This window comes from Prosthecobacter sp., assembly GCF_014879935.1.
Classification (GTDB): Bacteria; Verrucomicrobiota; Verrucomicrobiia; order Verrucomicrobiales; family Verrucomicrobiaceae; genus Prosthecobacter.
The window spans coordinates 1-8,646 of record NZ_JACSRD010000135.1 but is presented as its reverse complement, the minus strand read 5'-3'; the positions used below and the strand labels follow the sequence as shown (position 1 = coordinate 8,646).

8 protein-coding genes and 1 pseudogene are annotated in these 8,646 nt (G+C 62.1%); 5 read left to right on the top strand and 4 right to left on the bottom strand.

The window, feature by feature from the left end; genetic code table 11:
* The 3 genes from IAE77_RS11425 to IAE77_RS11415 form a co-directional block, all read left to right on the top strand.
* A partial coding sequence (locus IAE77_RS11425; RefSeq protein ID WP_294226351.1) for a LamG domain-containing protein occupies positions 1-640 on the top strand: 640 nt, incomplete at its 5' end.
* A 55-nt stretch (positions 641-695) separates the two neighbouring features.
* Entirely contained in the window at positions 696-1,337 is a 642-nt protein-coding gene (locus tag IAE77_RS11420) for a histidine phosphatase family protein (RefSeq protein ID WP_294226348.1), read from the top strand.
* 124 nt (positions 1,338-1,461) lie between these two features.
* Positions 1,462-1,806, top strand: a complete 345-nt coding sequence (locus IAE77_RS11415; protein WP_294226345.1) for a hypothetical protein — start codon at positions 1,462-1,464, stop codon at positions 1,804-1,806.
* A 33-nt stretch (positions 1,807-1,839) separates the two neighbouring features.
* On the opposite strand, the gene IAE77_RS11410 is transcribed toward IAE77_RS11415, so the two are convergent.
* Positions 1,840-3,015 carry a hypothetical protein gene (locus IAE77_RS11410; protein WP_294226343.1) on the bottom strand — a complete coding sequence of 392 codons (1,176 nt, stop codon included), beginning with the start codon at positions 3,013-3,015 and terminating at the stop codon, positions 1,840-1,842.
* A 168-nt stretch (positions 3,016-3,183) separates the two neighbouring features.
* Here IAE77_RS11410 and IAE77_RS11405 point away from each other — a divergent pair, with 168 nt between their 5' ends.
* The gene (locus tag IAE77_RS11405) at positions 3,184-4,872 is read left to right on the top strand and encodes a 4-alpha-glucanotransferase (RefSeq protein ID WP_294226340.1); all 1,689 of its coding nucleotides are present in this window, start codon (positions 3,184-3,186) and stop codon (positions 4,870-4,872) included.
* Between the two features lies 1 nt (position 4,873).
* Here the strand turns inward: IAE77_RS11405 and IAE77_RS11400 are convergent, their stop codons facing one another.
* Complete coding sequence (locus IAE77_RS11400) at positions 4,874-6,607, bottom strand: ABC transporter ATP-binding protein (protein ID WP_294226335.1); 1,734 nt, start codon at positions 6,605-6,607, stop codon at positions 4,874-4,876.
* A 76-nt stretch (positions 6,608-6,683) separates the two neighbouring features.
* Here IAE77_RS11400 and IAE77_RS11395 point away from each other — a divergent pair, with 76 nt between their 5' ends.
* Entirely contained in the window at positions 6,684-7,448 is a 765-nt protein-coding gene (locus tag IAE77_RS11395) for an RDD family protein (RefSeq protein WP_294226332.1), read from the top strand.
* On the opposite strand, the gene IAE77_RS11390 is transcribed toward IAE77_RS11395, so the two are convergent.
* Both IAE77_RS11390 and pgi read right to left on the bottom strand, forming a co-directional pair.
* Complete coding sequence (locus IAE77_RS11390; RefSeq protein ID WP_294226329.1) at positions 7,432-7,776, bottom strand: hypothetical protein; 345 nt, start codon at positions 7,774-7,776, stop codon at positions 7,432-7,434. The genes IAE77_RS11395 and IAE77_RS11390 overlap by 17 nt on opposite strands.
* Positions 7,777-7,855: 79 nt before the next feature.
* Positions 7,856-8,646 (bottom strand): annotated as a pseudogene (gene pgi, locus IAE77_RS11385) (glucose-6-phosphate isomerase); the annotation flags it as partial.

The following is an 8,646-nucleotide window of genomic DNA, read 5'->3' as shown; positions in this document are numbered from 1 at the left end:
GGCGCTGGGTGAGAAAGGCATCTTTGACAAGGAGAAGGACACGACGGCGAAGTTTGATGGCCGACAGGGTTGCATCGAGATTCCAGAGGACCCCGCCTTCAGCCAGCCCACCAGCGGAGCCGGTCTCACCGTGGAGGCCTGGATGCGGCCGGATCTGCTCGAATTCACCGGGGGCGAAGGCGAGGACGGCTACATCCATTGGCTGGGCAAAGGTGAAGCCGGTCAAATGGAGTGGGCGCTGCGCTTTTACCCCCGCAAGTCCTCCCGCCCGAACCGCCTCTCCGCCTACATCTTCAATCCGGGCCCCGGTTTGGGCAGCGGTGCCTACGTGGAAGAAGACTTGAAGCCGGGCAAGTGGGTGCACCTCGTGGCCACCTTTGACCCCGGCGACCGGACGAACCCCAAGGCCGGTGTCTCCCTCTACAAAGACGGGAAGCTTGCTGGCAGCCCCGCCACCTCACCCGGCGCGCTCTACAAGGCCTACGACATCATGCCCCAGCACGGCAATGCGCCGTTGCGCATCGGCACACGGGACATGAAGAACTTCCTCACTGGAGCCATCGACGAGGTGGCTGTGTATCCGCGCGTGCTGCAAGCGCGTGAGGTCGGTGAAAACTACCGTGCAGGCCGCTCTGGGTGATGGACCTGATGTGCGCAGGTCTTGCCATGTGCTGCGGGCTGTTTCATAGAGGCGCGTGAAACTGCACCTCCCGAATCATCCCACGCAGCTCTATTTCGTCCGCCATGGCGAGGTGGAGGAGACTTATCACAAGGTGTTTGGCGGCTCGCGCATCGACATGGGCCTGTCGCCGCTGGGACTGCGGCAGGGGGAGGCGGTGGCGGCCTGGCTGACGAACACGCACCTGGATGCGATCTATGCGAGCCCCATGTTGCGGGTGCAGCAGACGCTGGCGCCGCTGGTGCTGCAGAAGGGCTTGCAGCCCGTGATCGAGAACGGGCTGCGGGAGGTGGATTTCGGCGACTGGACAGGGCACCGCTGGGACGAGGTGCAGGCAAAGTTCGGCGTGAGCGCCTTTGACTGGCTGGAAATCATGGAGACGAGCGGCATTCCGAACGCGGAGGACATCCTGAGCTTCACGCCACGTGTGGAGGAGGCGCTGCTGCGCATCGTGCAGTCGCACCCGCATCAGCGTGTGGCGGTGTTCTGCCATGGCGGCATCATCCGCGTGATGCTGGGGCTGCTGCTGAATCTGCCGCTGACGCGCATGGCGCATTTCAACATCGAATATGGCAGCATCAGCGTGGTGGAGCTGCAGCCGGAGAAAAAGCACGCGGTGGAGATCGAGTTGCTGAATTTCCAGCCGCCGCTGGTTTGATGGCAAAGGGATGCGGGTGGGTGGCTGATGGCGGCGTCAGGCCGGACTCGCACGATTGATGAAACCGGCGGTTCTTTGCGGGGCGATGCATGGGCATCTCACGAAATCCCACCCCATCATCCCCATGAACACCGACGACCCCACGAATCCGCCGACAGAGCCTGCCAGCACGACCACGAGCGGAGCCGCGCCCGCCTGGGAGAATCTTCAGGACAAGGCCGCCACGGCTGCCCGGGAGGCGGCCAATGTGTGGCAGAACACGAAGGGGCGGGCGACTGCCGCGCTGCAAACGGGCGAACGCTACGTGCAGGAGCATCCAGGCCCGTCCGTGGCGGCCATTTTTGGCGCTGGTCTGGTGATCGGGGCGCTGGTGGGCTGGGCGGCCGCGCACGAGAGCCGTCCTGATCCGATGCACAGCTTTCAGCAGTTCCTGCGCCGCCTCGGCCAGCGCATGGACATCGAGTGCTGAGAGGCTGCTGCCAGATTCAGAGTCAGCGAGGAATCAGCGCCACCAGGAGGGCAGGTCTGTCATCGTCTCCTTGAGAATGGAGCGGATGGCGAGGCGCTCGGCCTGGGGGATGTGGGCGTGCTGTGCGTCCGGCTGGTCGCGGAGGTAGAGGGCCATGTGGTAATACACACGATCCTTCAGCTCCCTGGGGGCGGCTTTCCATGAGTCGGTGTGGAGCATGAAGCTGCAGCGGTGTTTGAAGATGCGGGTCTTCATGTCGAGGTCACGCAGTGAGAGCCCGGCTCTTGTTGCTTTCCGCTCCCGCAGAAAATCCTCCGCGAACTTCGGATCCCCCACCATGCCTTTGGCGGGAAACTTCGCCTCGTCTGCAAACATGGCGTAGTGGGCGAGTTCCTGGGCGCGTTCTTCGATCTCAGCCTTGGCGGCGCCCCCCAGCATGCCTTTGTTTTCGTGCTTGAGCTGGCGCAGCGTGTAAACCGCATAGACGAGGCGGTTTTCAAATCCCATCTGGTGTTCGTGGATGAGGTTCGGGAGAATGTCGCTGGTGGGGAGAAGGTGGAGACCGAGATCGGAGTTCTGTCCGGGGGGGACGGGCACGATGAGGTTTTTGCCGCCTTGCGGATTCCCCATGATGTTGGCCTTGTGGCTGGTCAGGTTGTGCTCACCCGTGAGGTGCCAGCCGCCGAATCGCGATTCGAGGGGGATTTGATGGCCTTGGACGTCCCGGCGGTAGGTTTCGAGGCTCGAACCGGCGCGGGAGACAAGGAGAGACTCCGCAATGAGGCCAGGCAGACGCCGGGTGGCGTTGCCGGCGTGGCAGTTCATGCACTTGGTGGAGCGCTGGACGTCCGGAACAGGGCCGCCGGGGCGGAGACGGTTGAAGACGTAGAACATGGGTCCCATCTCGGGGTCAGCGGCGATGATCTCGACCAGGCCGCCGGGCACCCAGCCGATGTAACTGTCCTCGTTGAAGTAGAGCGCACGCGGATTGCGCGGGTTGATGATCTCGCTCTGCAGGGAGCTGGCGGAGAAAACCATGATCTGGGAACTGACGGGAACGTTCATGGCCGCGAGCAGGCTGGCGAGGAAGGCTTTGTCGTTGGAGGTGTCGAGCTTGACCTCTCCCTTGAGCATTTTTTCCTGCAACCCGGCGAAGCGGTCCCTGGGCTTCCAGTCGAGGTAGTTGTGCGGAGGTGTCCTGAAATCCATGACGCGGGGTTCCTTGGTCTCCGCTCCAGAAAGGTGGTGGGAGATCAGCAAAAACAGGGGCAGCAGGACGAACCGGGAACGCATTGTGCTCTATACGCTTGCGAACTTAACCAACTCGCAGCAGACAACCACACAAACATTCAGCCCACCACCGCCGAATTAACTTCCATGCCCACTGTCCAGCCCCGCCGCGCCGGCGTTCTCATCCCCGTCTTCGCCATTCGCACGCCCGATGACCTCGGCATCGGTGACACGGGCGGTGTCCGGCAACTGATCGACTGGGCGGCGGACACGGGTCTGGGCTTTGTGCAGTTCCTGCCGATCAATGCCACGGGCAGCGACAGCAGCCCCTACAACGCGATCAGCTCCGTGGCGCTGGATTACCTCACGCTGGAGCTGACGCCTGCCGTGGTGCCGGAGCTGGACGAGAAATTCCATGGAGCGATCACCGGCATCCTCCGCGCCGACCTGTTGCGGCACGGCTCGGTGAACTACCCAAGGGTGCGCCGCCTCAAAACGACGCTGCTGCGGCGTGCCTTCAGCCAGATCGAGTCGCAACCGGCCCGGTTGGAGGCGTTTGAGCAGTTTTGCGTGCAGGAGGCCGCGTGGCTGGATGATTTCTGCCTGTTCAAGGTGCTGATGGAGGAGCACGGGCATGAGGACTGGGCGAACTGGCGTGAAAATCTCAACACCCCCGCCAAAGCCCGCGCATGGCGGGATGCGATGGGGGATGAGATCGACCACCGCATCCTTTTCCACGCCTATGTGCAATGGCTCTGCTTCAGCCAGTGGCGCGAGCTGAGGGAGCACGCGAACGGGAAGGGGATCAAGCTGATGGGAGACATCCCGTTCGGCATCTCGTGGTGCAGCGCGGACGTGTTTTTCCGCCCGGAGCAGTTCGACCTCGAATGGTGCGGCGGAGCGCCGCCGGAGACTTACTTCAAGGACGATTACTTTGTGCAGCGCTGGGGGCAGAACTGGGGCATCCCGCTGTATCGCTGGGATGTGATGGCAGCGGACGGCTTCCAGTGGTGGCGTCAACGCACGCAGAAGCTGACGGAGGTCTTTGACATCTTCCGCATCGACCACGTGCTGGGTTTTTACCGCATCTACAGCTTTCCATGGCGTCCGCTGCGCAACGCGGAGATCTGCTACCTGACCAATGACGAGGCGAAGGCCTGCACCGGCGGCCGGTTGCCGCATTTCATCGAAAACGCCGACGACACGCCGGAGCACAAGGCCGAGAACCTGGCCAATGGCGACAAGTATCTGCGCGCCATCCTGGCCGCGGCGGGGAAGGCTGAGGTGGTGGCCGAGGATCTCGGCACGGTGCCGGACTACGTGCGACCGCATCTGCTCAGCCTGGATGTGCCGGGCTTCAAAGTCAGCCATTGGGAGGATGATCCGAACGGACGGGTCGTGATGGGCTCGGAATACGACAACTGTGCCTTCACCACCTACGCCACGCATGATCATGAGCCGATGAAGACGCTGTGGGAGCACCGGCGGCATGATCTCGGCAGCGCGGAGGAGTCTGATCGCGCGGTGGCGGAGAAGGAGCTGCGTTTTCTGTCTGACTTCGCAGGCCTGCGGTTTTCAGACGGCGGCTGGCCAGCGTATGACGATCACATTCGTCGAGCGCTGCTGGAAGCGCTGCTCAGCAGCAACGCACGCTTCGCCGCCTTCATGCTGACGGACCTGTTCGGCCTCGAACAACGCTTCAACGTGCCGGGAATCGCCGCGGACAGCAACTGGAGCGCACGTCTGCCGATGACGATGGCTGAAATCCGCAACGCCACGCCGTGGAAGGACGAGTCGGCATGGTTGAAGAAGGCGATCCAGCGCACGGAACGCTGAATCAGGCCGCCGAATCAGCCGCGATGAGCGAGGTGCGGCACAGGCTGGCATAGCGGCCATCCTGCGCGATCAATTCGTCATGGGTGCCCTGCTCGATGATGCGGCCGTGGTCGAGCACGTAAATACGGTCGGCATTGCGCACGGTGCTGAGACGGTGGGCGATGACGAAACTGGTGCGGTGCGCCATGAGATGCTCCAGGGCCTCCTGAATCTGCCTTTCAGTCTCGGTATCGACACTGGCGGTGGCCTCATCGAGCAGGAGGATCGGCGGATTGCGCAGGAGAGCGCGGGCGATGCTGATGCGCTGCTTCTCACCGACGCTGAGTTTCACGCCACGCTCGCCCACATGGGTGTCGAGAAGGTTGGGAAGGCGTTTGACGAAGGCGTCGGCATTGGCGCTGGCTAGCGCCGCCCAGAGTTGCTCATCCGTGGCATCGCGACGGCCGATCACCAGATTCTCCCGCACGGTCCCATTGAAGAGGAAGCTCTCCTGGGTGACGTAGCCGATGTTGCTGCGCAGCCAGGCTTTGTTCAACTCATGGACCGCAATGCCGTCGATGGTGATGCCGCCTTCGTCGTACTCGTAAAAACGGGTCAGCAGGTTGATCAACGTCGATTTGCCGGCACCCGTCGGCCCGACGAGGGCGATGGTCTGGCCCGGACGTGCCTCCAGGGTGACGCCATGCACGGTGGGAGTCTTTCCTGCGTAGCTGAAGCCGACATTCTCATAACGCACATGACCGGTGACGGCTGGAAGCTCGCGACCACCCTGAGTGTCGGCCTCTGGCTCGGCGTCCAGGATGTCAAAGACACGTTCTCCGGCCGCCCGGCCTGCCTGAAGGATTTGATTGAGCTGATGAAGGCTCTCGATGGGATCGTAGAAGAACTTCAGCAGCAGGAGGAAGGCGGTAAGGTCACCGGCCTTGATGGCACCGGACATGAGCTGACGTGCGCCGACCCACAACACAATCACCATGCCCACGCTGGTGAGGAAGTGCATGCCGGGCCTGTAAATCGCCCAGATGCGCATGACGTGGAGGGTGGCCTGCCGCAACGCGTCACTGGCGCGGTTGAAACGCGCATGCTCCTCACGCTCCATGGCGTAGGCCTTGATCTGGCGCATGCCGGAGATGTTGTCCTGCAGGAGGGAATTCATGGCGCTGCTGGCCTTGCGCACCTTCCGATGGCGGTCGCGCGAGGTGGAGGTGTAAGCGAGCGCTCCTGCGACCAGGAAGGGCAGCGGAATGAGCGCATACAGGGTGAGCGTGGCGTCCGCCTGAAGCATGAACACGCCCACAACGACGATTTGCAGCACGGAGACGAGCCCCTGCTCGATGCCATCGATCAAAACACGCTCCACGGACGGAATGTCCTCTGAAACGGTGGTCATGATGTCGCCTGAGGGACGGTTGTCGAACCAACGCAGCGGGAGGGTCTGCAGGCGCTGGTAAATGTCGCTGCGGAGGTCGTAGATCACCTTCTGCTCGAAGGTGTTGTTCAACTGGATGCGCAGGGAATTGAACAGATGCTGGGCGAAGTAGGCCGCCAGGGCCAGCAGCGCCAGCGGGGTGAGGCGGTCCCATTGGCCGTTTGGCACGACGACATCAAGCACCTCCCGGGTCACATGGGGAAACACGATCACCATCAGCGTCCCGGTGATGGCGCAGAAAATCTGGGCTGTGCCGAGCAGCGGATAACGGCGCAGGTAGGAGAAGACGCGGAGGGTGGTTTTCAAAGAGAGGCTGGAAGGGGGCTTGATGCGTGGTGGTTAGCAGCTATCTAGCATGAGGCATTCAGCAACCAGCAACCACATGAAATACCACCTGGCACGCGGCGAGGAGCAGCTCGGCACCTTCAATGACCTGGATGTCAGTTCCGGGCTGCGTGAGGGCCGATTTCTTCCGGCCGACCTGTGCTGGACCGAAGGCATGAAGGATTGGGTGCCCCTGGGCAAGCACATGGAGCAACTGGCCACCGACACCGGTGTCGCACCACCGGAACTGCCTGCCATCCGCGCCTTGAGGGAGGAAGTGCGCCAGGATCAGGCCCGCAGGCAGGCGCTGGCCTCGCTTGGGCAGAGGCTGGCGGCCAAGATCATCGACTGGGTGATGCTGCTGATCCCCATCGTGATGATGTTCATGGCGTTGATGGATCCGGCGTTTGAAGCGGAGATTCTCAAGCATCAAGGTGACGCGAACGCACTGATGGAGGCCCTGCAGCGGCAGATCGGCAAGGTGCAGGAGCAAGGCAATGTCATGGTGGAGGTCACCGGCTGGACCGTGATCGTCATCACCGTCATCAACATCGTTTTGCTGGCCGTGCGCGGGCAGTCGATCGGCAAGATGCTGCTGGGAATCCAGGTGGTTGCGGCGGCAGACGGGGCCAAAGCGGGTTTTGTGAAGGCCGTGCTGCTGCGCTGGATGATCTTTGCCGTGATCGAGGGCCTGCGTTTCATCGGGCCGGCCATCATGCTGGGGAATGTGCTGATGATCTTCCGCTCTGACCGCCGCTGCATGCACGACCATGTGGCCGGAACGATGGTGGTCGTCCGCCGTCAGATCACTTCAAAGGGCTGACGCCGCTCTGGATCTTGTTGATCTCGTTCATGCTTTCTCGTTGCTCTGGAGAAAGGTGGCGGGCTTTTTCACGGAAGGGATGAGTGACTCCCAGCACAAAGCAGGACACATCTGCCACCAGGATGACCATGGCGACGGCGATCCCGTACCTTTTCAGCGTCTCGTCGATGACCTTGTTCTTGTTCACCGAAAAATGCTCCGACTTCGAGAACATCGACTGGAACAGACGCCGCCAGCCACGTGGCTCACGAGCGATGCTGAACGACCAGATGAACAGGGCGGTCAGGATGACGCAGGCGACTTGATACTGGATGGGAATCTCACGCATGAAGTTCTCGCAGGGGACGAAGGAGGATGCAGAACGCGATTTATAGAATGTGCCGCATAACTGTGCAAATGACGTTTTGTCACGCGGCGGCGAATTGATCCTGAGCAGGCGCTCCACCTGCCTGCACCACACGTGCGGAGTCATTGGCGGCCAGATGATTGAGCATGTGGAAGGCGTCCTCGGCATCAATGCCAAGCTTGGTGGCGACTTCGTCAGCCGTGATCCCGCCACCGGCATCGGCAAGGGCGGCCCGCACCTGGGAGAGCTGCTTGAGGAACTCAGTCGCGGCTTTTTTCCCCGCCTCGACGCCGGGCTGATGGTAGGCGTTGATGTTCACGAGGGTGGCATAAAAGCCGACGGCTCGCTCAAACAGCGCCACGAGCATGCCCAGCGTGAAGGCGCTGACCTCGTCGATGCTCAGGGTGACGCTTTCGCGGCCCTTGTCGGCGAGAGCCTTGCGTGTGCCGCGCAGGAAGCCCTGGAGGTAATCGCCGCTGGTGAAACCGGGCTCGACTTCAAGCGGGGCCACGTCACGCGCCTTTCGCACCTCAATGAAGGTGGCGAAGAAGTTGTTCACGCCATCGCGGAGTTGCTGCACATAGGCATGCTGGTCGGTGCTGCCTTTGTTTCCATACACGGCAATGCCCTGATTGACCACGGCACCGCTTAGATCGTGCTCTTTGCCCAGGCTCTCCATGACGAGCTGCTGGAGATACTTCGAGAACAGCACGAGACGGTCCTTGTAAGGCAGGACCACCATGTCCTTCGCGCCTTTGCCGCCACCCGCGTGATGCCACATGAGGGCGAGCAGCATGGCCGCATTCTCGCGGGCAGGCCGGGAACGGGTCTCGGCATCCATGGCGGCGGCAC